This window comes from Lysobacter sp. K5869, assembly GCF_018847975.1.
Lineage (GTDB): Bacteria > Pseudomonadota > Gammaproteobacteria > Xanthomonadales > Xanthomonadaceae > Lysobacter.
The window spans coordinates 5122192-5144936 of sequence record NZ_CP072597.1; the positions used below are offsets into that span (position 1 = coordinate 5122192).

Annotated in this window: 27 protein-coding genes; 16 read left to right on the forward strand and 11 right to left on the reverse strand. The window is 70.1% G+C overall.

Going from position 1 to position 22745, the window contains the following annotated elements; genetic code table 11:
• Positions 1–6: 6 nt before the first annotated feature.
• The 5 genes from J5226_RS21665 to J5226_RS21685 form a co-directional block, all read right to left on the reverse strand.
• Positions 7–408, reverse strand: coding sequence for an NTF2 fold immunity protein (locus J5226_RS21665; protein ID WP_215836944.1), 402 nt, complete (start codon positions 406–408; stop codon positions 7–9).
• Positions 409–490: 82 nt separating this feature from the next.
• A complete protein-coding gene (locus J5226_RS21670; RefSeq protein WP_215836945.1) occupies positions 491–1084 on the reverse strand; it encodes a methyltransferase domain-containing protein in 594 nt (197 codons plus the stop codon).
• A gap of 49 nt (positions 1085–1133) precedes the next feature.
• Positions 1134–3479: a bifunctional 23S rRNA (guanine(2069)-N(7))-methyltransferase RlmK/23S rRNA (guanine(2445)-N(2))-methyltransferase RlmL gene (gene rlmKL, locus J5226_RS21675; protein WP_215836946.1), complete on the reverse strand. Its 2346-nt coding sequence runs from the start codon at positions 3477–3479 to the stop codon at positions 1134–1136.
• Between the two features lie 6 nt (positions 3480–3485).
• Positions 3486–4013 (reverse strand): hypothetical protein, encoded by a 528-nt coding sequence (locus J5226_RS21680; protein ID WP_215840530.1) that lies wholly within the window; start codon positions 4011–4013, stop codon positions 3486–3488.
• Positions 4014–4232: 219 nt separating this feature from the next.
• Positions 4233–4745, reverse strand: a complete 513-nt coding sequence (locus tag J5226_RS21685) for an MOSC domain-containing protein (RefSeq protein WP_215836947.1) — start codon at positions 4743–4745, stop codon at positions 4233–4235.
• A 41-nt stretch (positions 4746–4786) separates the two neighbouring features.
• On the opposite strand from J5226_RS21685, the gene J5226_RS21690 reads away from it, so the two are divergent.
• The 4 genes from J5226_RS21690 (at position 4787) to J5226_RS21705 (ending at position 8770) form a co-directional block, all read left to right on the forward strand.
• Positions 4787–5350, forward strand: a complete 564-nt coding sequence (locus tag J5226_RS21690) for an N-acetylmuramoyl-L-alanine amidase (protein WP_215836948.1) — start codon at positions 4787–4789, stop codon at positions 5348–5350.
• Positions 5351–5473: 123 nt separating this feature from the next.
• Positions 5474–6373: an acyl-CoA thioesterase II gene (tesB, locus tag J5226_RS21695; RefSeq protein ID WP_215836949.1), complete on the forward strand. Its 900-nt coding sequence runs from the start codon at positions 5474–5476 to the stop codon at positions 6371–6373.
• Between the two features lies 1 nt (position 6374).
• Positions 6375–7229 carry a hypothetical protein gene (locus J5226_RS21700; protein WP_215836950.1) on the forward strand — a complete coding sequence of 285 codons (855 nt, stop codon included), beginning with the start codon at positions 6375–6377 and terminating at the stop codon, positions 7227–7229.
• A 287-nt stretch (positions 7230–7516) separates the two neighbouring features.
• The gene (locus J5226_RS21705) at positions 7517–8770 is read left to right on the forward strand and encodes an RNA polymerase sigma factor (RefSeq protein ID WP_215836951.1); all 1254 of its coding nucleotides are present in this window, start codon (positions 7517–7519) and stop codon (positions 8768–8770) included.
• Positions 8771–8915: 145 nt separating this feature from the next.
• Here the strand turns inward: J5226_RS21705 and J5226_RS21710 are convergent, their stop codons facing one another.
• Positions 8916–9569, reverse strand: a complete 654-nt coding sequence (locus J5226_RS21710; RefSeq protein ID WP_215836952.1) for a hypothetical protein — start codon at positions 9567–9569, stop codon at positions 8916–8918.
• A 206-nt stretch (positions 9570–9775) separates the two neighbouring features.
• Between J5226_RS21710 and J5226_RS21715 the strand changes: the two genes are divergently transcribed.
• From J5226_RS21715 to J5226_RS21740, 6 genes are all read left to right on the forward strand, one after another.
• The gene (locus J5226_RS21715; protein WP_215836953.1) at positions 9776–10510 is read left to right on the forward strand and encodes an arginyltransferase; all 735 of its coding nucleotides are present in this window, start codon (positions 9776–9778) and stop codon (positions 10508–10510) included.
• 125 nt (positions 10511–10635) lie between these two features.
• Entirely contained in the window at positions 10636–11088 is a 453-nt protein-coding gene (locus J5226_RS21720; RefSeq protein ID WP_215836954.1) for a hypothetical protein, read from the forward strand.
• A gap of 318 nt (positions 11089–11406) precedes the next feature.
• Entirely contained in the window at positions 11407–12642 is a 1236-nt protein-coding gene (locus J5226_RS21725) for an endonuclease/exonuclease/phosphatase family protein (RefSeq protein ID WP_215836955.1), read from the forward strand.
• 14 nt (positions 12643–12656) lie between these two features.
• Entirely contained in the window at positions 12657–13208 is a 552-nt protein-coding gene (locus J5226_RS21730) for a hypothetical protein (protein ID WP_215836956.1), read from the forward strand.
• Positions 13209–13326: 118 nt separating this feature from the next.
• Positions 13327–14127 carry an ATP-grasp domain-containing protein gene (locus J5226_RS21735; RefSeq protein ID WP_215836957.1) on the forward strand — a complete coding sequence of 267 codons (801 nt, stop codon included), beginning with the start codon at positions 13327–13329 and terminating at the stop codon, positions 14125–14127.
• Positions 14124–14471, forward strand: coding sequence for a hypothetical protein (locus J5226_RS21740; RefSeq protein ID WP_215836958.1), 348 nt, complete (start codon positions 14124–14126; stop codon positions 14469–14471). The genes J5226_RS21735 and J5226_RS21740 overlap by 4 nt, the downstream gene beginning before the upstream one ends.
• 37 nt (positions 14472–14508) lie before the next feature.
• Here J5226_RS21740 and J5226_RS21745 read toward each other — a convergent pair whose 3' ends face one another.
• The 3 genes from J5226_RS21745 to purT form a co-directional block, all read right to left on the reverse strand.
• Positions 14509–14862: a hypothetical protein gene (locus tag J5226_RS21745; RefSeq protein WP_215836959.1), complete on the reverse strand. Its 354-nt coding sequence runs from the start codon at positions 14860–14862 to the stop codon at positions 14509–14511.
• A 165-nt stretch (positions 14863–15027) separates the two neighbouring features.
• The gene (locus J5226_RS21750; protein ID WP_215836960.1) at positions 15028–15459 is read right to left on the reverse strand and encodes a hypothetical protein; all 432 of its coding nucleotides are present in this window, start codon (positions 15457–15459) and stop codon (positions 15028–15030) included.
• An 85-nt stretch (positions 15460–15544) separates the two neighbouring features.
• Positions 15545–16744, reverse strand: a complete 1200-nt coding sequence (purT, locus tag J5226_RS21755; protein WP_215836961.1) for a formate-dependent phosphoribosylglycinamide formyltransferase — start codon at positions 16742–16744, stop codon at positions 15545–15547.
• Between the two features lie 111 nt (positions 16745–16855).
• On the opposite strand from purT, the gene J5226_RS21760 reads away from it, so the two are divergent.
• The 6 genes from J5226_RS21760 to J5226_RS21785 all read left to right on the forward strand — a co-directional run bounded on the left by J5226_RS21760 (position 16856) and on the right by J5226_RS21785 (position 20634).
• A complete protein-coding gene (locus J5226_RS21760; RefSeq protein ID WP_215836962.1) occupies positions 16856–17860 on the forward strand; it encodes a hypothetical protein in 1005 nt (334 codons plus the stop codon).
• A gap of 298 nt (positions 17861–18158) precedes the next feature.
• Positions 18159–19022: an SPFH domain-containing protein gene (locus J5226_RS21765; RefSeq protein WP_215836963.1), complete on the forward strand. Its 864-nt coding sequence runs from the start codon at positions 18159–18161 to the stop codon at positions 19020–19022.
• Between the two features lie 10 nt (positions 19023–19032).
• Positions 19033–19404 (forward strand): hypothetical protein, encoded by a 372-nt coding sequence (locus tag J5226_RS21770; RefSeq protein ID WP_215836964.1) that lies wholly within the window; start codon positions 19033–19035, stop codon positions 19402–19404.
• On the forward strand, positions 19401–19601 hold the full coding sequence (locus tag J5226_RS21775) for an Arc family DNA binding domain-containing protein (RefSeq protein WP_215836965.1): 201 nt from the start codon (positions 19401–19403) through the stop codon (positions 19599–19601). The genes J5226_RS21770 and J5226_RS21775 overlap by 4 nt, the downstream gene beginning before the upstream one ends.
• Complete coding sequence (locus tag J5226_RS21780) at positions 19598–19777, forward strand: DUF4177 domain-containing protein (RefSeq protein ID WP_215836966.1); 180 nt, start codon at positions 19598–19600, stop codon at positions 19775–19777. The genes J5226_RS21775 and J5226_RS21780 overlap by 4 nt, the downstream gene beginning before the upstream one ends.
• Before the next feature lie 53 nt (positions 19778–19830).
• Positions 19831–20634, forward strand: a complete 804-nt coding sequence (locus J5226_RS21785; protein ID WP_215836967.1) for a M15 family metallopeptidase — start codon at positions 19831–19833, stop codon at positions 20632–20634.
• Positions 20635–21172: 538 nt separating this feature from the next.
• On the opposite strand, the gene J5226_RS21790 is transcribed toward J5226_RS21785, so the two are convergent.
• A complete protein-coding gene (locus J5226_RS21790; protein ID WP_215836968.1) occupies positions 21173–21862 on the reverse strand; it encodes a DNA-3-methyladenine glycosylase 2 family protein in 690 nt (229 codons plus the stop codon).
• A gap of 1 nt (position 21863) precedes the next feature.
• The gene (locus J5226_RS21795; RefSeq protein WP_215836969.1) at positions 21864–22247 is read right to left on the reverse strand and encodes a DUF423 domain-containing protein; all 384 of its coding nucleotides are present in this window, start codon (positions 22245–22247) and stop codon (positions 21864–21866) included.
• Between the last annotated feature and the right edge of the window lie 498 nt (positions 22248–22745).

Sequence of the window (22745 nt, forward strand, 5' to 3'; positions counted from 1 at the left end):
GCCCGATCACAAAACCTGATTCGTCCATTTGCCCTTCACCGCGCTGAAGGTTTCTTTCTTGTCGATCCACCAGCGGTCGTGGGCGAACATCAGCGTGTAGCGCCGACGTTGCGTGTAATGCCGCATCGTCGGATGCGTCCACAGCGTTTCCAACATGCACTTCCTGCCGAGATCCTCCGCGCCGACGACGCTTTCGTTGGCCGGGTCGTATTCGGGCGGGAAGCCGACATCGGGGCCGGCCAGGCGGCCGGTCTTGCGCTCTTTCGCGGTCAGGAAGCGAGCGTAGATCGCGTTCAACCCGGTCCGGATGCGCTCCAGGTGCGGCTCCAGCCCGCCGTTTTCGGGGCGGCTGAGCGCGTAGGCCTCGACCTCCCATGCGTTCATCGCCGCGGCGAAATCGGCGAACAACGCCTGCGCATCCTGAGTCCGTTGATCGTCCATGCATCGACCTCGTTTGCGTCTGCGTCGGGAGATGACCGGCGCTCGCGCCTCAGCCCGCCGCGCGGGTGTAGACGTACACCGTCGCCGGCGGCACGTTGCGCAGCACGAACTCGCCGCGGCGCACGCGCAGCGACAGTTGCCGCGCCACCGCATCGGCAACCGGCGCGGCCGGGCCGTAGGTGAACTGCACGAACACGCCGCCGGGGCGCAGGCACTGGAACGCGGCGGCGATGATGTCGCGCTGCAAGGGATGCGGCATCGCCAGCAAGCCGAGCCCGGACACCACCGCGTCGGCCGGGCCGTCGCTCAGATAGCCCTGCTCGCGCGCCAGCGCCGGCAGCATGCGCGCGTCGCCGAGCAGCACCGGCACGCGCGGGAAGCGCACCTGCAGGTGCGCGTGCAGCTCTTCGTTGAGCTCCAGCACCAGCAGGTCCTGATCGCGGATGCCGGCGTCGAGCAAGGCGCGGGTGATCGCGCCGGTGCCGCCGCCGAGTTCGATCACGCGCGCCGCGTCGTCGGGCAGTTCGGCGATCATCGCCGCGGCCAGTTCCGCGCTCGACGGCGCCACCGCGGCCACCCGCAGCGGGTTCTTGAGCCACTGGCGGAAGAACGTCCAGGCGCCGGGTTTGCGCTGCGGCTTCATGCGCGGCTCCGCGGCGCGGCGACGAGGCAAGCGATGGTCGAGGCGATCATCAGCGCGGCTCCAGTCGCCAGCAGCGGTGGATGCGCGCATCGCGCTCGAAGTCCGGCGGAATCGTCGCGGCGGTGATGTCCTCGCAGCGCGCGAACTGGGCGATGGCGTCCTCGTCCAGGCGGAAGCGGCGGAAGTTGTTGGAGAAATACAGCACGCCGTTGTCGGCCAGACGCGCCACCGCCGCGCGCAGCAAGCGCACGTGTTCGCGCTGGATGTCGAAATCGTCGGCGCGCGCGGAGTTGGAGAACGTCGGCGGGTCGCAGAAGATCAGGTCGAAGCGGCCGCGGTCGGCCTCCAGCCAGGCGATCGCGTCGGCGTGGATCAAGCGGTGCTGGGCGCCGCCGATGCCGTTCTCGCGCAGGTTGTCGGCGCACCATTGCAGGTAGGTCGCCGACAGATCGACCGTGGTGGTTTCCGCCGCGCCGCCGACCGCCGCGTGCACGCTGGCCGCGCCGGTGTAGGCGAACAGGTTGAGGAAGCGCTTGTTGCGTGCCTCCTCGGCGATGCGCAGGCGGATCGGGCGGTGGTCGAGGAACAGGCCGGTGTCGAGATAATCGAACAGGTTCACGCGCAGGCGCGCGGCGCCCTCGCGCACCGGCACGAACTCGCCGCGCTGGTCGAACTGGCCGTACTTGCTGCCGCCCTTGCCGCGCGCGCGGGTCTTCAGCGCGATGCGGTCGCGCGGCACCTCGAACACTTCGCGCGCGGCCGCCAGCAGTTCGTTGCGGCGGCGGCGCTGGTCGGCTTCGGGGATGTCGGCCGGCGCGGCGTATTCCTGCACGTGCAGATAGACCCGCGGCGCGGCTTCGTCGCTGGCGTAGACGTCGATGGCCGCGGCGTATTCGGGCAGATCGGCGTCGTAGGCGCGGAAGCAGCTCACGCCCTCGCGCTGGCGCCAGGACTTGAGCTTGCGCAGGTTCTTGCGCAGCCGGTTGGCGACCATCTGCGCGCCTTCGCTGAGCGGCTGCGGCGCGGCGTCTTGTTCCTTGGCGCGCTGCTCGGCGTGGCCGACGCGGGCGATGGGATCGCAGACGATCAGCGCGCATTCGATCGCGCCGTTGAACAGCTGGTATTTCTTGCTCGCACGCAGGCCGGTGGCCTGGGCCAGCGCGGGATCGCCGCACAGCAGGCTGGCGCGCCACGACGGCACCAAGCGCTTGAGCGCGTCGCCGAGGCCGCGGTAAAGCGCGGGATCGGCGGCGAGGCGGGCGTCGTAGGGAGGGTTGCAGACGGCCAGTCCAACTGGGGTAGCCGAATCGCCAACCGCCGGAGAACCGTCGGCGGAGCCGCGCGGCTGCCCGGCTTCGCTGTTGTTGTTCGCGCTGGCGGATTCGTCGCGGTGAAGCCCTGGATCACCGCTTTCGCGGGGATCACGGTCGGAGGAGGACGTGGCGTCGTTCGCGACGTCGGCTCGCGCCGTCGCGCGCAACGGCTCCGGCACGACCCGCAACGACTCCACCGCCGCCACGTCCCAGCGGATCAATCCCGCCAAACCCGCCATCGCCTCGTTCTCGCGCGCCGCGCGGATCGCCTGCGGGTCGATATCGCTGCCGGCGAACACCGGCCGCAGCGCGGTCAAACCGGCGGTTTCGCGCGCGCGCGCTTCGTCGCACAGCGCGCGCCAGCCGGCGAAATCGAAGCCGCGCCAGCGCGTCGGCGGCAGCAGGCCGTGGCGCAGCAAGCCCGGCGCGACGTCGGCGGCCATCAGCGCGCCTTCGATCAGCAGCGTGCCGCTGCCGCACATCGGGTCGAACAGCGCGCCGCCCTGCGCGTAGAGCTTCGGCCATTGGCCGCGCAGCAGCACCGCCGCGGCCAGATTCTCCTTCAGCGGCGCCTCGCCCTGATGCTGGCGCCAGCCGCGGCGATGCAACGGGCCGCCGCCCAGATCGATCGACAACACTGCGCGGCCCTTGCGCACCACCAGATTCAAGCGCAGGTCCGGCGCTTCGGTGTCCACGTCCGGACGCGCGCCGGTCTGCGCGCGCATGACGTCGACGACCGCGTCCTTGACCCGCTGCGCGGCGTAGCGCGCGTGGGTGATGGCTTCGCCGGACACGTGCGCGTCCACCGCCAGGGTGTGCACCGCTTCCAGGTGCTCGGGCCACGGCAGCGCGGCGACGCCGGCGTACAGCGCGTGTTCGTCGGGGCAATCGAATTCGGCGATCGGCCACAGCACGCGGCTGGCCAGCCGCGACCACAGCACCGCGCGCTGGGCGTCGGCCAGGGTGCCTTCGACATTGGCGCCGGCGGTGGCGGCGGTGGCGCGCGCGCAACCCAGCGCGGCCAGTTCGTCGGCCAACAGGTATTCCAAACCCTTGCCGCAGCTTGCGTAGAACTTGCTCATGCGTGTTTACAGACTCTGCAGCAGACGGGCGAAAGCGTCGGCGCTGGCGTCGACGTTGCGTTCCAAACGGTGGTTGTCGTCGACCAGCAACAGACGCGCGCGGCGCGGCTGGGTCCAGGCTACGACCTCGGCGGCGGGGATCAGTTCATCGTCCCAGCCGTGCAGCACGCTGATCGGCACGTCGGCGGCCTGCAAGCGTGGCGCCGGGCCCATCTGGATCGGCGGCGCCATCAGGAACAGCGCGGCCGGCCGCACGTGCAGCGACACCGCGCCGGAAATGTAGGCGCCCAGGCTCGATCCGGCCAACACCACCGGCCCGCGCTCGGCGGCCGCGCGCGCCAGACCGAGCAGACGGTCGATGCGCGCATAGACGTCGCCCAGGTCGCTGACCTCGCGCTTGGCGTCCAGATCGGTGTAGTCGGGGCGTTCATGGGTCCAGCCCAGGCGTTGCGCGGCGTCGGCCAAGGCTTTCACCTTGGTGGCGTTGGGGCCGCTTTCGAAGCCATGAGACAGGATGCAATGTCCGGAAGTGATCATCTTGGAGCCGAGGTGAAGGAGTAGCGGATCGCTTCGCGAAAAAATCGAAACTCAAAAACAATCATCTGAAAACAGAAACGCAACAGCCGCGGATCGTCCGCAAGCCCAGCGTCGGGCGCGACGTCGTCATGCCGATGCGCGAACGCGGCAACGACGCCTCACCGCATCGATCGCGATCGAAACCCGCCGCGCGCGATCCGGACCGCAAGCGAAAACTCACGCCGCCGCATCGCCCGCCGGCACCAACGCGTCGCCGCGGCGGATGATCCCGCCCTCGACGATGCGCGCGCACCAGCCGCCGTGCCCGCGCATCGCGTTGTAGCCGCCCGGGCCGAGCGCGGCTTCCATCATCGAACACGGATCGCAGGATTCGGTGGTCTCCAGCAGCGCCTCGCCGAGACGGAAGCGGCGGCCCTTGAGCGCCATCAGCGGCAGACCCGACACCACGATATTGCGGCGCAGGGTCGCCGGCGCGACCGCGTCGAGCCCGGCCAGGGCCGCGATCGCCGGCAGGTGTTCGGCCTGGATCAGGGTGATGCCGCGCTTGCCGCTGCCGCCTTGGTAGCGGTCGCCGTCCAGGCCCATGCCCGCCTGCGCCACCACCTCGTCGACCTCGCGCATCGCGACCCCGCGCGCCGGCCGCACGCCGATCCACTCGACCCGGCCCGGCCGCGGCAGCGTGGCCATGAGTTTTCCTAGCGCGGAATCGGCGGGCGGCAGGGTGGTCATGGGGGGCTCCGAAGCAGGGGCGAATGGTAGCATCCGGCCCCATGCCGCCCCTGAATTTCGCGCTCGCGCCCCTGCCCTACGAAGCCCGCCTGGAGCCGCGCGATCCGGCCGCGATCGATCTGGCGGTGATCCACTGCACCGAGTTGCCGGATCTGGCGACCGCGCGCGAATACGGCGAGCGCGTGCTCTATCCGGCCTCCGGCACCGGCAACAGCGGCCATTACTACATCGACCGCGACGGCGCGACGCTGCGCTACGTCGCCGACGAGCGCGTCGCCCACCACGTGCGCGGCTACAACCCGCGTTCGGTCGGGATCGAACTGGTCAACACCGGGCGTTATCCGCATTGGCTGGATTCGCGCCATCAGGCGATGGACGAGGCCTATCCGCCGGCGCAGATCCAGGCGCTGCTGGCCCTGCTCGCCGACCTGCGCGCGCGCTTGCCGGCGCTGCGCTGGATCGCCGGGCACGAGGATCTGGACACCGCTCTGACCGAAGCCAGCGACGATCCGGCCGTGCAAGTGCCGCGCAAGCGCGATCCCGGCCCGCTGTTCCCGTGGCCGCGGGTGCTCGCCGGCTGCGGCCTGGAACGTCTGCGGCCCTGACGCTCGGCGGGCGCCGCACGGGCGCCCCGCCCCGCCGCGCGAGCCGCGCCGGCCGCCGCGGTCGCGCCCGGAGCGTGTCCGCCGTCCCGCTATACTCCCCGCGACTCCTCTCCCGGCCGGCCGATGACCTCCTCTCCCGTCTCCGAACTGATCGAACTGCTGTCGCTGGAACGGCTCGAAGACAACCTGTTCCGCGGCCAGAGCCGCGACATCGGCACCAAGTACGTGTTCGGCGGTCAGGTGCTCGGACAGGCGCTGTCGGCGGCGCAGGCGACCTTGGATTCGGCGCGCTCGGCGCATTCGCTGCACGCGTATTTCCTCAAGGCCGGCGACATCGAGGCGCCGATCGTCTATCAGGCCGACCGCACCCGCGACGGCGGCAGTTTCTCGGTGCGCCGGGTCACCGCGATCCAGCACGGCCAGCCGATCTTCTTCCTCGCCGCCTCGTTCCAGGTCGACCAAGAAGGCGGCGAGCATCAGCTGTCGATGCCGGAAGTGCCCAAGCCCGAGGACATCGCGCCCGCGCCGCCGGTGCCGCCGGAGGTGATGGCGACGCTGCCGAACAAAGTGCAGCGCTGGCTCTCGCGGCAGGGGCCGTTCGAGTTCCGCCACGTGTATCCGCGCGACGAACTCAACCCGCCCAAGCGTCCGCCGTATCAGCAAGTGTGGTTCCGCCTGAGCGAACGCGTCGGCGACGCGCCGGAGCTGCATCGCGCGCTGCTGGCCTACGCGTCCGACTTCCATCTGCTCGGCACCGCCACGTTTCCGCACGGCATCAGCTACTACCAGCCGAACGTGCAGATGGCCTCGCTCGATCACGCGCTGTGGTTCCATCGCCCGTTCCGCGCCGACGAGTGGCTGCTGTATTCGATCGACAGCCCCAGCGCGCAGGGCGCGCGCGGTTTGGCGCGCGGGCAAATCTACGACCGCGACGGCCACCTGGTGGCCAGCACCGCGCAGGAAGGCTTGATCCGCGTCGTGACCGATCAGGCCGCGGCCGCGCACGTACCGGCGAAGGAATGAAATGAGGCAGGTTTTCACCAGTTCGCGCCTGGAAAACGTCGAAGGCGTCGCGCAGTTGCTGCGCGAGGCCGGGATCGAGGTGCGGGTCACCAACGACCGCTCCTACAAGGGCAATCGCCGCTCCAGCTTCAGCTATCGCGAGGACGCCGGCGAGCGGCCGACGGTGTGGGTGATCCGTTCGGAAGATCAGCTGCGCGCGCGCGATCTGCTGCGCGAGGCCGGTTTGATCGACAGCACCCGCGGCGAGCAGGTCAATCAAGCGCCGTACCGCTTCCGTTCCGACGCCGAACTGGCGCGCCAGCCGCGCGACAAGCGCATGCTGCGGATCAAGGTCGGGCTGTTGGTGTGCATCGCGGTGGCGATGGGTTTGGCGCTGTTCCAGGGCGTGCGCACGCTGCCGGCGACGAAAGCGCCGGTCGATCCGGCCGAGGCCGCGCTGGCGACGCACGCCTTCGACGGCAGCGTCGCGGCCACGCCGCGCGCGTTGGCGCAGGCGGTGTTCGCCGCGCAACTGGCCGAAGCCGACCAAGCCACCCAATGCCTGCGCGTGGACCGCCGCGACGCCCCGCGCCCGCTGCTGACCGCGCTGGCGCGGCCGAACCTGCGCCTGCTGCCGGCCAGCCAATGCGAAGAAATCGCCGACGAGGCCGGCGGCAGCCGCGCGCGCGACGGCCAGCCGGCCGAGGTGATCGAAGTGCACGCGTTCCGGCCGACCTCGAAGGACGGCGGCACGGTCGAGTACAGCGCGTACTACAACCGCTCGGTGGCGGTGTACAAGACCTTGGAGGTCAAGCGCGCCGGCGGGCAGTGGAGCGTGGCGAAGACGGTCAAGACCGTGCGGGCGATGGGGGGCTGACGCGCCCCCGCCCACCCGTCATTCCGGCGAACGCCGGAACCCATTTTGATCTTGCTCCGCAGGCCGCCGCGGAACCGCTCGTGCCGCTCGCGCCGCTCCCGCCGATCCGCGAACGGCCCAACCTCAGCCGCCGCAACGCCCCCGGTCCCGCAAGATTTCCTGCGCCGAGCGGTCACATTCTCCCGGCCGCGCCGTCCAGGACTGCAACGCATCGCCCGATGCCGCCGCCAGGAGCCCGACCGCATGCGCCGCCCCGCCGCCCGCCACGCCCTCGCGCACCGCCCGCGATGAACGCCGACGCCCTGCACTCGCTGATCGGCCACGACCTGCCGCTGGCCTCGCGCGGCGACACCGCCGCCTATTCGCGCATCGTCGGCGCCTGCCAGAACTCGATCACCGCCATCGCCCTGGCGATGGTGCGCGACGTCCACGCCAGCGAGGACATCGCCCAAGAGGCCTTCCTCAGCGCGTGGCAGAACATCCGCAAGCTGCACAATCCGTCCAGCTTCCTGCCGTGGCTGCGCCAGATCACCCGCAACCTCGCCCGCGACCACCTGCGCGGGCGCGGACGCCAGCCGCGCGAGGTCGAGGACGCCGAACTGGCGATCGAACTGGCCGCCGATCCCGAACCCGGCGCGATCGAGCGCCTGCTCGAAGCCGAACGCACCCGCGTCGCCGCCGAGCTGATCTCGGCGCTGCCCGACGAAAGTCGCGAAGTGCTGTTGCTGTACTACCGCGAAGGCCAGAGTTCGCAGCAAGTCGCCGCCCTGCTCGGTCTCAGCGACGCGGCGGTGCGCAAGCGCCTGTCGCGCGCGCGCGGCGCGGTGCGCGAGGAATTGATGGACCGCTTCGCGGCCTTCGCCCGCGCCAGCGCGCCGTCGGTCGGCTTCACCACGCTGGTGGCTTCGGCGCTGGGCGTGCTGGCGCCGCCGACGATCGCCACCGCGGCGCTGGTCGGCGGCGCCGCCGGTTCCGGCCTGGCCGGCAAATTCGGGCTCGGCGCGGCCAGCGCCAGCGGCGGCGCGGCCGGCGGCGGCGCGCTCGCGCTGTTGCAGCAGGCCGCCGCGCCGCACGGCGCGCACGCCGCGTTGCAGGTGTTCCTGCGCGAAGGCGGACTGGGCGGCATCCTCGGCGGCGTCGCCGGCGGCGCCATCGTCGGCTATGTCATGACGCGTTACTTGTTCGCGTACGCCGCCGACGGCGACGAGCGCCGCGACATCGTGCGCGTGGTGATCTGGCTGTGCATGAGCGCCGCGGCGGGGTGCCTGGGGTTTCTCGCGGTCATGGCGGCCACCCCGGGCTGGATCGCCTCCGGCGCGTACACCTTGTTGTTCGTGGCGCTCGCGACCTGGCAAAGCCTGGTGTGGATGCCGCGCCGCCTCGCGCCGATGTTCGAGCGCGTGCATCGCGAAACCGGCCGCGACCCGCGCCGAAGCCGCTGTTATCGCTGGCTGATGAGCGTGCCGGCGATGGTGTGGAGCAACGCCTTGCTGCTGTTGACGATGGCCTGGGTGCTGTATCGCGAAGGCCGCTTCGGCTGAGCCGCGCGTCGCTGCGAGCCGCGCACGCGGCGGCGCGAACCTAGCGGCGCAGAAGCAGCCGCCGCCGCGGATAAAAACAGGGCGCCTCGCGGCGCCCTGAACTACAGCCAGGGAGGGGTCCGCGGCCGCATCCGGCCGCCGGGATTCAGCGCGGGCGATCCGGCTTGAGTTCGTCCTTGCTCAAGAACCCGTCGCGGTTCTCGTCGAGGAAGGCGAACTGCTCGGCCAGCCGCGGCATCTTTTCCTGCACTTCGATCTTGCTCAGCTTGCCGTCGTGGTTGAGGTCGGCTTCGGCGAATTTCGCGTCGAAGCGCTTGGCCCGTTCGGCTTCCCACTTCGGACGCTCGCGCTGGAAGTAGGCGCGCAGCTCGCCGCGCACGAGGTAACCGTCCTTGTTCGCGTCGATCTGGGCGAAGTTCTGCGCCAGCCGCGGCGACTTGGCCGCTTCGGCGCTGCTGATTCGGCCGTCGCCGTCGGTGTCGAGCTTGGCCGCGCCGCCCGGCCCGCCGTGGCGGCCGCCGTGCTCGCGCCCGCCGCGGCGCTGCGGACGCTCGCTGGCGTCGAGCTTGCCGTCGTGGTTCTTGTCGAGTTCGTCGAAACGCTCGGCCAGACGCGGGAACTTGGCGGCTTCCTCACGCGAGATCACGCCGTCGCCGTTGGCGTCGATCTTCATGCGCGGACGTTGGCCGGCATCCGCGCCGGCGCCGGCGGCCGGCGGTTGAGCGAACACGGCGGTCGCCGCGCCGGCGAACATGGCCGCCGCGGCGATCGCGGCGAGATACAGCGGGAAACGGGTCATCGTCGGACTCCTGCGGGGGCGCCACCGCGGCGCCGATGACCGGATCAACGCCCCGGCCGCGTGGCGGTTGACAAGGGGGCGCGCCGACGCGTTTTCGCGCCGGCGCCGTCCAGCACCGATTCAGCGCCGCGCCGGCCCCGGGCGCGGTCGCGCAAACCGGGAGCCATTGCATGCGCAACTCACCGACCCGGCGCTATGCTGAGCCCATGGGCACGCAACCGCAGCCGGACAGCGACGACCTCCGCCTGTTCCACACCGGCGAGCACGCTTGCGGCTATTGGCCCGAGCGCATCGCCCGCGATCTGGTGCTCGACCCGCGCGATCCGCGCCTGCGCGACTGGTATCCGCACGCGCTGGGCTGGGGCTTCCGCCGCTCCGGTGACATCGTCTACCGCCCGCATTGCAGCGGCTGCCGCGCCTGCGTCGCGGTGCGCATTCCGGTGGATCGCTTCCAGCCCGACCGCAGCCAGCGCCGCTGCCTCGCGCGCAACGCGCAGGTGGAGATGCGCGTGCACCGCGCCGAGCGCACGCCCGAGCAACTGGCGCTGTACCGGCGCTATCTCGCCTCGCGCCACGCCGGCGGCGGCATGGACGGCCACGGCGCGATCGAGTTCGATCAATTCCTGATCGGCAGTTGGAGCGAGAACCGCTTCCTGGAACTGCGCGAAGCCGGTCACGGCCGCTTGCTCGCGGTCGCGGTCACCGATGTGGTCGAGGACGCGCTGTCGGCGGTCTACACCTTCTACGACCCCGACCTCGCCGACCGCAGCCTGGGCACGCTGGCGATCCTGCGCCAGATCGAATGGGCGCGGCGCGAGCGGCGCAAGCATCTGTACCTGGGTTACTGGATCGCCGGCCATCCGAAGATGGACTACAAGCGCCGTTTTCGACCGTTGGAGGCCTTCGATGGCCGCGACTGGCGGGTTTTTACACATTCGTAACACGCGTCACGTTCAGGTCGTGTATCTCGTAGCCGCGTCGTGAACACGACGAGCGGGATGGCGCCACTCGCTGGCCTGGCAATGGAGCCGCCGCCCTCATCACTTACCGCCACATGGAGTCCGCAATGAAATTGAAGGTCCTGTTCCTGGCCGCCGCCGTCACCCTGGCGCTGGCCGCCTGCAACAAGCCCGCCGACAAGCCGGCCGACGCCGCTCCGGCCGACGCCGCCGCTCCGGCCGCCACGGCCCCGGCCGACGCTGCCCCGGCCGCCACCCCGGCTCCGACCGACGCCGCTCCGGCCGCCCCGGCCGACGCCGCTGCCGCTCCGGCCGCCGCGCCGACCGCCAGCGTCGGCGTGCCCGAGTGCGACGACTACCTGAGCAAGGTCCGCGCCTGCCTCACCGACAAGGTCCCGGCCGACCAGCGCGCCGGCCTGCAGGCCGCGCTCGACCAGAGCCAGAGCTCGTGGGCGCAGATGGCCGCCACCCCGCAGGGCAAGACCGCCCTGGCCGGCGCCTGCAAGACCGCGCTGGAGCAGAGCAAGGCGCAGTACTCGGCGCTGGGTTGCACGCTGTAATTCGTTCGCTTCGTTCCGCGACGACGCCCCGGCTTGCCGGGGCGTCGTTTTTTGGGGCGAGTGAATGAAGGGAGTCAGGGGAAAAAGGGAAAGAGGGGAAAGAGGGAAAGAAGGGAATGGGGGAATGGCGGCCTCCATCGGAATCGGGCTTGGCCGGCGATCCAACCATTCCCTTCTTTCCCTTCTTTCCCTTCTTTCCCTTCTTTCCCTTCTTTCCCTTCTTTCCCTTCTTTCCCTTCTTTCCCTTCTTTCCCTTCTTTCCCTTTCCCCCTGCCTCCCTTCATTCGCCTGCCTCATCCCCATGCCATCATCCCCGCCATGTCCAGACTCCTCCTCCCCTGCGCCGCGCTCGCCGCGGCCCTGCTCGCGGGCTGCACGCAAGTGAACGTCCACGGCGATCCCAAGGCCTACGCCGACGCCCAGACCCCGGCCGGCGCGCCGGCGCGGCTGCGCGTGGCGACCTACAACACCTCGCTCTACGACGAAGCCGACGGCGGCCTGATCCGCCGCTTCCAGGCCGGCGACGACAACGCGCGCAAGATCGCCGCGGTGCTGCAGCGCGTGCGTCCGGATCTGGTCCTGCTCAACGAATTCGACTACGACCCGCAACAGCGCGCGGCCGACCTGTTCCAACACGACTACCTCGAAGTCGCCCAACCCGGCGGCGGCGAAGCGCTGCGCTATCCGTACCGCTACCTCGCGCCGGTCAACACCGGCGTGCCCAGCGGCCTGGACCTCGACGGCGACGGAAAATCCGGCGACGCCGCGCGCGGCGACCGCGCGCGCGGCAACGACGCCTGGGGCTACGGCCTGCACCCCGGCCAATACGGCATGCTGGTGCTGTCGAAGTACCCCATCGACGCCGCCGCGGTGCGCAGCTTCCAAACCTTCAAGTGGGCGAACCTGCCGAACGCGCGGCAACCGCGCGACCCGTCCACCGGCAAGCCGTGGTACTCGGCGAGCGTGTGGCCGCAGATGCGCCTGTCGTCGAAATCGCATTGGGACGTACCGGTGCGCACCCCGCTCGGCGTGCTGCACTTCCTCGCCGCGCACCCCACCCCGCCGGTGTTCGACGGCCCCGAAGACCGCAACGGCGCGCGCAATCACGATGAAATCGCGCTATGGGCGCGCTACCTCGACGGCGGCCGCCCCGCATGGCTGTGCGACGACCAAGGCCGTTGCGGCGGCCTGGCCGACGACGCGCGCTTCGTCATCGTCGGCGACATGAACGCCGACCCCGTCGACGGCGACGGCGTGCCCGGCGCGATCAAGCAACTGCTCGACCACCCGCGCGTGGATTCGACCCACGTCCCGCGCAGCGAAGGCGCGAGCGAACGCGCGCAAGGCTACGGCTTCCCGCGCAAGGGCGACATCGCCACCCACACCGGCGACTTCGGCCCGAAGGCGGGGACGCTGCGGCTCGACTATGTATTGCCGTCGCGCGGTTGGAAGGTCGAGGGCACGGGGGTGTTTTGGCCTAAGGCCGGCAGCGAGGAGTCGAAGATTTCCGAGGCGAGCGATCATCATTTGGTGTGGGTGGATTTGGCGCAGTAAGTCGCCGCTCCACGATGGACGACACGCATCGGCAATCGCTGCGCACGCGAATCCGCGCCATCGAGATCGGGCCCCCGCCCGATCCATGGCACGAAGTCGCTCGGATCGCAATCGGCGGATTGGAATGGGTTGGCTTCGAACCAGACGGCGATCTGCTGCTGGTCGCATCGAGCCGGGGACGCGGCGTGTTCGACATGCGCAGCGGAGAAAAACTCGCGCGCGATTACCACGACATCGGATTGGATGATCGCCGCATGGAGACTGAAGGCATCGGCCCCCTACAAGGCCAAACCGTACGCATGGCCGGCATAGGCGGCGGCGGTTTGAACCGCGGCGCCCACGACGGTTGGCATTTGGAAATCGCCGCTCCCGACTGGCCGCAACAGGATGTCTTCCTGATCGAACCTTTTTCGATGCTGTTCGATCCGCGCCCCGCGCATGCGGGCAAGGCGCATAAGCTGCTCTCGACATGGCCCCTCGTCGCTTACGGTTTTTCGCCCACCGGCCAAAGTTTTATCGTGGCCACCAGCAGCGACATCGTGCTGTTCGCGCGGGATTCGACCTGAACTTCGGCGACGCCCTTCGTCGCCGCCGAACGGTCGGCGCCGTTCGCTTCGCCGCAAGCGCGCTAGCATGGCGCGCGGCCGCAGGACCGGCCGCGACGTTCGACGCCAAGGATTCGTCATGAACACGCCCGTTACCTGGGCCATCCAGACCAACTTCATCGCCGACGATCAAATACGCCGGGTCTGGCGCGCCGCCGAGAATGCCGGCGCGCGCGTGCAGGAAATCCAGGTGATCCCGTTCTCAGACGATCTCGGCAACGAAGTGCCGGAGCTCGGCGGCGTGGTGATTCCCTACGGCGCGACCAAGCTCACCCGGCTGGCGCAAAAGCGCGGCTGGCGCGGACTGTGCTTCGACGAAGGCTTGTTCCGCGTCGACGCCTGGAACCGCCATCGCGACGACATGCTCAACCAGCGCGTGCGGCAGATGAGCGTGCGCGAATGCATGGCGGCGATGCTGGACGAGGACGAGGACAGCCGCTGGTTCGTGCGGCCGGTGCAGGACCTCAAGCACTTCGACGGCACCGTGACCGTGGCCAAGGAGATCCGCCGCTGGATGAGCAGCGTGGATTCGGGCAACTACAGCTTCGACGCCGAAACCGAAGTCATCGTGGCACCGGTGCAGACGCTGCACGGCGAGTGGCGTTTCTTCGTGGTCGGCGGGAAAGTCGTGGACGGCTCGTCCTACCGCATCGCCGGCCAGCGCATGGCCAATGCGGTGGCCCGGCCGGAGCTGTACGAAATCGCGCAATCGCTGGCCGACGGCTGGCTGCCGCACCCGGTCTGTGCGATGGACGTGGCGCTGACCGACGAGGGCTACAAGGTGATCGAGTTCAATACCTTCAATTCGTCGGGGTTCTACTCGCACGACATCGAAAAGATCGTCGCCGCGGTGACCGCGCATTTCGCCCACGCCGCATGAGCGCAATCGAGACGCTCGCGCAAGTCGAACACTGGCACGGCGCCCCGCTCGCCGCCGCGCTGCGCGCGTTCCTGCTCGCTCGCGCGGACTGCGAGAACGGCGCGGTGCGGCTGTACGCGCTCGACGAAATCGTCGAGCGCAATCTGACTTACGAAATCCGCGAATACTGCCCCGGCTTCGTGACCATCGGCGACGACGGCGGCGGACGCGCGGTCGTGGTGCACGGCGCGCTGACGCCGCCGACGGTGTTCGTGGTCGGCCACGGCAGCATGAGCGAAGCGGATTTCGTCGCGGTGGGCGCCGATCCGCACGAATGGTTCGACCGGGCTTGCCCGGTCGATTGAGATCGCCCGGCGTCTCGCCGCGAGCGAAATCCGAGGCTCACTCCGCGCGAAACTCGCGCACCACCTCGATCACCCCGACGATGTGGTCGTTGAGCGCCTCCAACTCCTCGGCCGGCACCCACCACTCGGTGTGGTGCGCGCCGCCGACTTTCTGGATCGGGTAGCGGGCCATGAAACCGGCGTCGACTTCGAAGCGGGTCACCGCGCCGTAGCCGCTGTCCTTGACGTTCCAGCGCTCGGCGATTTCGGCGGCGTAGCGCTCGTTGGTCACCGGATAGAAGATCGGTTGTTCCGGCAGGCGCGGCGGCCAGCGCTTGAATGCGTTCTCGCGCAGACGTTCGAGTTCGTTGGGGCCGACGGGGCGGTAGAGCGTAACGGTGTCGCCTTGCATGACACGAATCCTTGTGAACGAAAAACGGCCGCGTCGCTCGCGGCCGTGCGCAGGGTAAACCAAGGCGCCGTGCGCAACCAGCGCACGCAGAACGTCAGATTCGACGCGCCGCGCTCGGATCGTCGCGATCCGAGCGCGAAGCCGCGGAGCCGAAGGCCGCGTGCATCACTTCGGTTTGTCTTCGCTCGCGATCACCGGCGACGGCGCGTCCGGCACCGCCGGCGCGGGCGTTTCCGGCGCAGGCACCGCCGGCGGCGATGGCGGTTGCGCGGGCGCCGCGACCGGCGCGGGCGCGCTCGCCGGCTTCGCCGCGGGTTTCGCCGCGTTGCGCGGGCCGAAGCCGAACGAGCCCTCGCCGTGCGCGGACACGATCATCCGCAGCATGCTGCCGGGCACCATCAGTTCCAAGGTGAGGTCGCGCCCGTCGGCGGTGCGGCCTTCCAAGGTCATTTCGGTGAACGCGCCGCCGGTGTCGATCTCCTTGCACAGCACGTGCGGCCCGGCCGGTCCGTCGAGCAAATAAGGACGGATCGCCTCGCCCAGCGCTTCCAGCGCCTGCGGGAAGAAGAACACGGCGTAGCCTTGGGTTTCGTTCATCGTCGTTCCGCTCTCGAAGGTCGCGCGGTGGAAGATCGCGTCCGCGCGAAGCGCGTGCGCAGGAGTCGTAAGGCTTGGACCGCGCTCAGCGCAATTCGATCCGCAGCTGCGCCGCGGCTTCGCGCGCCTTGGCGCGGGCCTCGTCGATGTCGGTGCCGAGCGCCAGGGTCACCGCGACGCGGCGGTGGCCTTCCACGCGCGGCTTGCCGAACAATCGCAGTTGCGTGTCGATCTGCCCCAGCGCAGCATCGACGCCGGAGAACACCGGCACGCCATGGCCCTGCGCCAGCACCGCGCAGGACGCGGACGGGCCGTGTTCGCGGATGGTCGGGATCGGCAGGCCGAGGATCGCGCGCGCGTGCAGCGCGAACTCGCTCAGGTCCTGCGAGATCAGCGTGACCAGCCCGGTGTCGTGCGGCCGCGGCGAGACTTCGCTGAACCACACCTCGTCGCCCTTGACGAACAACTCGACGCCGAACACGCCGAAGCCGCCGAGATCGTCGGTGATGGCGCGGGCGATGTCCTGCGCGCGCGCCAGCGCCACCGGGTTCATCGGCTGCGGCTGCCAGCTTTCGCGGTAATCGCCGTCGCGCTGCAGGTGGCCGATCGGCGCGCAGAACGTGGTGCCGGCAGCGTGGCGCACGGTCAGCAGGGTGATTTCGTAATCGAAGTCGATGAAGCCCTCGACGATGACCCGGCCGGCGCCGGCGCGGCCGCCGGTCTGGGCGTAGTCCCAAGCCGCGTCGATGTCGGCGTCGCCGCGCACCAGGCTCTGGCCCTTGCCCGAGGACGACATCACCGGCTTGACCACGCACGGCAGGCCGACGTCGGCCACGGCCGCGCGGTAGTCCTCGCGCGTGTCGACGAAGCGGTACGGCGAGGTCGGCAGTTTCAGCGTTTCAGCGGCGAGGCGGCGGATGCCTTCGCGGTCCATGGTCAGGCGCGCGGCGCGTGCGGTCGGGATGACGCGGGTGTCGCTGCCGCGGCGGGCGAACTCGTCTTCCAGCTCGACCAGGGTCTGGGTGTGGATCGCCTCGATCTCCGGCACGATCAGGTTCGGCCGCTCGGCCGCGATCAGCGCGCGCACGGCCTGGCCGTCGAGCATGTCCAGCACGTGGCTGCGGTGGGCCACCTGCATCGCCGGGGCGTCGGCGTAGCGGTCGGCGGCGATCACTTCCACGCCGAAGCGCTGCAGCTCGATCGCCACTTCCTTGCCCAGCTCGCCCGAACCGAGCAGAAGCACGCGGAAAGCGTGTGGGGACAGCGGCGTGCCGAGCGTGGTCATGGCGTGCAACCTCAGAAACAGTGGGGAGGGATGAGCCTAGTCTAACTTTCCGCGTCCGCCGCGGCCTTGCCGGGCTATGGCGCCGCCGGGGCGCATGCGATGCTTTAGGCCATGTCCTCTGCGTCCCAACGGCACGCCGACCGTGCCGCCGCCCCTCGCCTCGCCGACGCGCCGCCCGCGCCGCGCGGCGCGCGCCGCTGGCGTTGGCTGGCCGCCGGCGCGCTGCTCGCGGCCGCGCTGGCGAGCGCGCTGGCGCTGTGGCGCGCGCACCGCGCGCAGCCGCCCGCACCGGGCACCAGCGAGCTGGCCGGCATGCTGCTGGACCCGCAGTTGTCGGAAATCAGCGGGCTGGCCGCTTCGCGCCGGCATCCCGGCGTGCTGTGGATGCACGACGACGGCGGCAACCCCGAGCGGTTGTTCGCCGTGGCCGAAAACGGCGACCGCCTCGCCACCGCGCGGATCGAAGGCGCGATCAAGACCGATTGGGAAGACATGGCGGCCTTCGAACTCGACGGCCGCCATTACCTGCTGATCGCCGACACCGGCGACAACGGCGGCCTGCGCCGCAGCCTGCAGCTGCACATCATCGAAGAACCCGAGCGGATCGAGAACGCGCGGCTCAAGCCGGCGTGGTCGATCGCCTTCCGCTGGCCCGACGGCGCGCGCGATTGCGAGGCGGTGGCGGTGGACGTGGCGCGCAAGCAGATCCTGCTGATCTCCAAGAAGCGCCAGCCGCCGGAACTGTTCTCGCTGCCGCTGATGCCGGCCGGCAACGCGCTGCAGACCGCGACCAAGCTCGGCGAGCTGGCCGGCGTGCCCGAACCCGACGCGCAACTGCGCCAGTCCAACCCGTTCCGGGCCAAGATCCAGGGCCAGGTCACCGCCGCCGACGTCTCGCCGGACGGCCGCACCCTGGCGGTGATGACCTACCGCTACCTGCTGCTGTACCCGCGCCAGCCGCAACAGGATTGGGCGCAGGCCGTGGCCGGCCCGCCGCGGGTCAGCGAACTGCCGTGGCTGCCGCAGGCCGAAGCGCTGGGCTGGTCGGCCGACGGCCGCTTCCTCTACGCGACCGGCGAATTCATCCCGGCGCCGTTGTACCGGATCGCCCCGTAAAGCCGGTTTCCTCCCTGTAGGAGCGGCGTAAGCCGCGACCGCGACACCACGCCTACGCCGGAACCCCCTGCCCGACCGGCCCCACCGCAAATCGGCCCGCCCCCTGTAGGAGCGGCGCGAGCCGCGACCGCGACATCGCACCTACGCCGAAAGCCCCGCCGCGAGCGGCCACCCCGCAGTCGCGGCTCACGCCGCTCCTACAGGATTCCGGCCCGTCGAACCTCATCCCGACCAACGGCAGCTGACGATCTGATATCAATCTGATATCAAACCACCAGAACCCCAAGGACGAGCCGCCATGAAAGAGAACCCCACCCAGTCCCTCCCCGGTATCCCGGCCCTGCTCGGCCTGCTGCTGATCCTGGCCGGCTGCGGCTACGTCTTCGTCTCCAGCGCCGCCGCCGGCCCCAGCGCGGTCACCGTGATCGCGGTGCTGCTCGGTTTGGTCACCGGCTTCTGCCTGTTCGGCCTGTACATGGTCGAGCCCAATCAGGCCGCGGTGCTGAGCCTGTTCGGCAAATACGTCGGCACGGTCAAGGACAACGGCCTGCGCTGGAACAACCCGCTCTACGCCAAGCGCAAGGTCAGCCAGCGCGTGCGCAACTTCGAGAGCGGCAAGCTCAAGGTCAACGAACTCGACGGCAGCCCGATCGAAATCGCCGCGGTGATCGTCTGGCAGGTGGTCGACTCGGCCGAGGCGGTCTACAACGTCGACGACTACGAAACCTTCGTCCACATCCAGTCCGAATCGGCGCTGCGGGCGATGGCCACCAGCTATCCCTACGACCAGCACGAGGACGGCCAGCTCTCGCTGCGCAGCCACGCCACCGAGATCTCCCAGCACCTCAAGGAAGAACTGCAGGAACGCCTCGCCGACGCCGGCGTCAACGTCTCCGACGCGCGCATCAGCCATCTGGCCTATGCGCCGGAAATCGCTCAGGCGATGCTGCAGCGCCAGCAGGCCAACGCGGTGATCGCCGCGCGCACGCGCATCGTCGCCGGCGCGGTCGGCATGGTCGAAATGGCGCTCGCCGAATTGCAGAAGAACGGCGTGGTCCAACTCGACGAAGAGCGCAAGGCGCAGATGGTCAGCAACCTGCTAGTGGTGCTGTGCGGCGAGCGCGGCACCCAGCCCATCGTCAACACCGGCAGCCTGTACTGAGGAGCGCGCCATGAACCTGCCCGACAACGCGCTCGCGCTGCCGCTGATCCTGGCGATCAGCGGCGTGCCGGTCCTGGTCGCCGCGGTGCTGGTCGCGCGCGGCAATCTGCATCTGATCAACGGCCTCGACGCCTCGCGCCTGCGCGACCCCGCCGCCGCGGCCGCGCGCTTCGGCCGCCTGCTGGCGCTGGTGGCGATCTCGATGTTCCTGGCCGCGCTCGGTTTCTACTGGGCCCACGGCGACTACAACCGCATCCTCGTCGTCACCGTGTTGCTGTTGGTCTCGGTCAACGGCCTGGCGGTGGTGATGCTGGTGGCGCTGTCGCGGCTCAAGCGCGACTACCGCGCCCCGCGCGACGACCAGCGGGCCGGCCGGCGGTGAGCGAGAAGAAGGCCTACCCGCTGCGGATCAGCGCCGAGGTGCTCGCCGCCGCGCAGCGCTGGGCCGACGACGAGTTGCGCTCGCTCAACGCCCAGATCGAATATGTGCTGCGCGACGCGCTGCGCCGTAACGGCCGCTTGCCGCGCCAGGAACCGCCCCCGTCCCCGCCGCCCCCCTCCCCCGAGGAAGACGCATGAGCCAGCTGTGGAAGCACCTCGTCATCGAACTGACCTACAAACTGTTCGAGGCGCCGATGCGCGAACGCATTCAGGACGAACTCGACCGCCAGGGCGCGCTGGGGTGGGAACTGGTCGCGGTCGAACACGACCCGGGTGTGCTCGGCACGCGTTTGTACTTCAAGCGTCCCGCCTGAACTGCACGCGCGTCGCCTTGGCGATGCGCGCGCCCGCGCGCTACCCTGCCCGCATGCGCACTCCCGGCCGCGTCCTGATCAACACCCCGGACATCGAACTCTGGCCCGGCGGCCTGCTGCGCGCGCGCAGCAACGCCGACGCCCGCGCCCTGGCGCGCGCGCGCCACGTGCTGCGGCGCAAGCGCGACGGCCGCTTCCTCGCCGCCGACCTGCCCGAAGGCCTGCTGCCGCTGGTGCACCGGCTGATGCGCGAGGACGGCATCGACGCCGCGCTGGACGCGCTCGAACGCGTCGTCGACTACCGGCGCGAAGGATTGCAACGGGTCGGCGAACTGCCGCTGGACCGCTTGGAAGAACGCCTCGACGCGCTCGGTCTGGACGCCGACGGATACGAAGCGCGCACGGGCTTGGCGCTGATCGCCGAACCCGACCGCCTCGCCCTCGCCGGCTTCGACCGCTACCGTCGCCCGCTGTGGCTGCATCCGGCCGCCGCGCGCGCCTGGACGCATCTGCGCGACGCCGCGCTGCGCGAAGGCGTGGTGCTCGAAGCGATCTCCGGCTACCGCAGCCACGATTACCAACTCGGGATTTTCGAGCGCAAGCTCGCGCGCGGGCAACGCGTCGAGGAGATCCTCACCGTCAACGCCGCGCCCGGCTACAGCGAACACCACAGCGGGCTGGCGATCGACATCGGCGCGCCGGGCGAGCCGCCGGCGGAAGAATCCTTCGAGCGGACGCCCGCGTTCGCTTGGCTGCGCGGGAACGCCGGCGGCCATGGCTTCGTGATGAGCTATCCGCGCGACAACCCGCACGGGATCGTTTACGAGCCTTGGCATTGGCGGTATTCGCCGGCGTGAGCCTTGGGGCACGGCAGCCGGCGAGCAAGCCGCCCGATCCTCGGTCGCCGGACGCGCGATACCTCAGCCCGTAATAAACCGGCCGGAGCCACTGTAGGAGCGGCGCAAGTCGCGACCGCCACAACCGGCCTGCGGCGAAAGCTCCGCCGTAGTTGCGGATTCGCGGTCGCAGCTCGCGCAGTTCCTACAGTCGGAAACGAACCGGCCGAAGTCCCTTGTAGGAGCGACGCAAGTCGCGACTGCGACAACCGGCCTGCCGCGAAAGCTCCGCCGTAGTTGCGAATTCGCGGTCGCAGCTCACGCAGCTCCTACAGTCGGAAACGAACCGGTCGAAGCCCTTGTAGGAGCGACGCAAGTCGCGACCGCGACCATCGGCCTGCGGCGAAAGCTGCGTCGTAGTTGCGGATTCGCGGTCGCGACTCGCGTCGCTCCTACAGTCGCAAACGAACCCGGCCGGAGCGCCTGTAGGAGCGACGCAAGTCGCGACCGCACAACGGCGGATCGCCTCGCAGGCCCGATGCCGCGGCCACGCCAACGCTCACCCTTGCGACCGATTCACCGGCTTAGCCGCCCCTTCGGCGACATCCGCGATCCGCCATAAATACAAACTCGCGTACGTCCGATACGGTCCCCAACGCTCGCCGATTTCGGCCAACGCCTTCGGCGCCGGCATCGCCTCGAGCCGGTCGACGTATTGCGCGCCCTTGCGGATGCCCAGATCGTCCACCGGCAGGATGTCGGGGCGGCCGAGGCGGAACATCAGCATCATCTCCACCGTCCAGCGGCCGATGCCGCGGATCGGCACCAGCGCGGCGACGATGGCGTCGTTGTCCATGTGCGCCATCGCGCGCAGGTCGGGAATCTCGCCGCGCGCCTCGCGCGCGGCCAAGTCGCGCAGCGCCAGCAATTTGTTGCCCGATACGCCGCAAGCGCGCAGCGTGGCGTCGTCGCAGCGGCCCAGCGTGTCGTGATGCAAGCGCGCGCTGCCGATGGCGGTTTCGACCCGGCCCACGATGGTCGAAGCGGCCTTGCCGCTGAGCTGTTGGAACAAGATCGCGCGCGCCAAGGCATCGACCGGATCGAAGCGCTGGCGCCAACGCGGGTCGTTGGGAATCGGCCCGTTCTCCAGCGTGTCGACTTTCTTGATCCACGCGCCGAGCCGCCGGCACGCGCGGCTCAGGTGCGCGTGCGCGGCCTGCGCGTCGAACCCGCGGACGTGGCGCGGCATGTCAGCGCCGCACCGCGTCGGCGGCGTAGCCGAGCCACGCCAGGATCATCAGGCTGCCGCCGAACGGCACCAGCCGGGTCGAGGCATCGAAGAAATGCGCCGCGGCCAAGCCGCCGGCGAACACGATCACGCCGAGCAACAACGCGCCCAACACCCCGCGCGTCGACGCTCTCCGTGCCGGCGGCGCCAGCGCGGCCAGAGCGATGCCGTGGCCGAAGGCGAACACCGCGGCGGTCTGCAGCCGGGTCTGCGCATGCGGATCGGCCGCCGCGTGCGCGGCGTACGCCGACAGCGCGACCGCCAACGCGGCGAGCACGGCGCCGCTGGCGGCGAGCAAGCGCGCGGACAGCGGCGCGCGGTGAGTCTCGGGAACGGTTGCGCTCATGCGGGCAACACGGGAAGTGGAAGGCGTCCAACGATAGCAGCGTTGGCGCGGGGCGCGAGCGGCGATGCGTCGCGTGTGCGCCCCCCTCGCGATCTTCGCGTTGCGACGGGCTCGCCCTGTAGGAGCGGCGTAAGCCGCGACCGCGGCAATCGGCTTGCCGGCGGAAGTTTCGTCGTAGCCGCGGTTTCGCGGTCGCAGCTCGGGCAGCTCCTACCGTCTGAAACGCGGCTTGCCGGGGGCGTTCGGCTTGCCGGCGGAAGTTTCGTCGTAGCTGCGGTTTCGCGGTCGCAGCTCGCGCAGCTCCTACCGTCTGAAACGGGACTTGCCGGAGGCGTTTGGCCGGACCGCGAAACCCATTGCGCGGCGCGAGACCGGCACAGTGCGGTCGCGGCTCACGCCGCTCCTACGAAGGGCCAGCCGGCCGACGCGATGGCATCGCGCAAACAAAAACGCGCCGCGGAATCCGCGGCGCGTTCGTGTTTCGCATCCGACCCGCGC

Coding starts and splice junctions, on each gene's coding strand:
- J5226_RS21790 (WP_215836968.1), bottom strand. CDS start 21,862: ATGCCGCGCCACGTCCGCGGGTTCGACGCGCAGGCCGCGCACGCGCAC.
- J5226_RS21780 (WP_215836966.1), top strand. CDS start 19,598: ATGAGCCAGCTGTGGAAGCACCTCGTCATCGAACTGACCTACAAACTG.
- J5226_RS21795 (WP_215836969.1), bottom strand. CDS start 22,247: ATGAGCGCAACCGTTCCCGAGACTCACCGCGCGCCGCTGTCCGCGCGC.
- J5226_RS21670 (WP_215836945.1), bottom strand. CDS start 1,084: ATGAAGCCGCAGCGCAAACCCGGCGCCTGGACGTTCTTCCGCCAGTGG.
- tesB (WP_215836949.1), top strand. CDS start 5,474: ATGACCTCCTCTCCCGTCTCCGAACTGATCGAACTGCTGTCGCTGGAA.
- J5226_RS21745 (WP_215836959.1), bottom strand. CDS start 14,862: ATGCAAGGCGACACCGTTACGCTCTACCGCCCCGTCGGCCCCAACGAA.
- J5226_RS21725 (WP_215836955.1), top strand. CDS start 11,407: ATGTCCAGACTCCTCCTCCCCTGCGCCGCGCTCGCCGCGGCCCTGCTC.
- J5226_RS21720 (WP_215836954.1), top strand. CDS start 10,636: ATGAAATTGAAGGTCCTGTTCCTGGCCGCCGCCGTCACCCTGGCGCTG.
- J5226_RS21700 (WP_215836950.1), top strand. CDS start 6,375: ATGAGGCAGGTTTTCACCAGTTCGCGCCTGGAAAACGTCGAAGGCGTC.
- J5226_RS21690 (WP_215836948.1), top strand. CDS start 4,787: ATGCCGCCCCTGAATTTCGCGCTCGCGCCCCTGCCCTACGAAGCCCGC.
- rlmKL (WP_215836946.1), bottom strand. CDS start 3,479: ATGAGCAAGTTCTACGCAAGCTGCGGCAAGGGTTTGGAATACCTGTTG.
- J5226_RS21765 (WP_215836963.1), top strand. CDS start 18,159: ATGAAAGAGAACCCCACCCAGTCCCTCCCCGGTATCCCGGCCCTGCTC.
- J5226_RS21715 (WP_215836953.1), top strand. CDS start 9,776: ATGGGCACGCAACCGCAGCCGGACAGCGACGACCTCCGCCTGTTCCAC.
- J5226_RS21735 (WP_215836957.1), top strand. CDS start 13,327: ATGAACACGCCCGTTACCTGGGCCATCCAGACCAACTTCATCGCCGAC.
- J5226_RS21785 (WP_215836967.1), top strand. CDS start 19,831: ATGCGCACTCCCGGCCGCGTCCTGATCAACACCCCGGACATCGAACTC.
- J5226_RS21685 (WP_215836947.1), bottom strand. CDS start 4,745: ATGACCACCCTGCCGCCCGCCGATTCCGCGCTAGGAAAACTCATGGCC.
- J5226_RS21740 (WP_215836958.1), top strand. CDS start 14,124: ATGAGCGCAATCGAGACGCTCGCGCAAGTCGAACACTGGCACGGCGCC.
- purT (WP_215836961.1), bottom strand. CDS start 16,744: ATGACCACGCTCGGCACGCCGCTGTCCCCACACGCTTTCCGCGTGCTT.
- J5226_RS21710 (WP_215836952.1), bottom strand. CDS start 9,569: ATGACCCGTTTCCCGCTGTATCTCGCCGCGATCGCCGCGGCGGCCATG.
- J5226_RS21705 (WP_215836951.1), top strand. CDS start 7,517: ATGAACGCCGACGCCCTGCACTCGCTGATCGGCCACGACCTGCCGCTG.
- J5226_RS21770 (WP_215836964.1), top strand. CDS start 19,033: ATGAACCTGCCCGACAACGCGCTCGCGCTGCCGCTGATCCTGGCGATC.
- J5226_RS21730 (WP_215836956.1), top strand. CDS start 12,657: ATGGACGACACGCATCGGCAATCGCTGCGCACGCGAATCCGCGCCATC.
- J5226_RS21760 (WP_215836962.1), top strand. CDS start 16,856: ATGTCCTCTGCGTCCCAACGGCACGCCGACCGTGCCGCCGCCCCTCGC.
- J5226_RS21750 (WP_215836960.1), bottom strand. CDS start 15,459: ATGAACGAAACCCAAGGCTACGCCGTGTTCTTCTTCCCGCAGGCGCTG.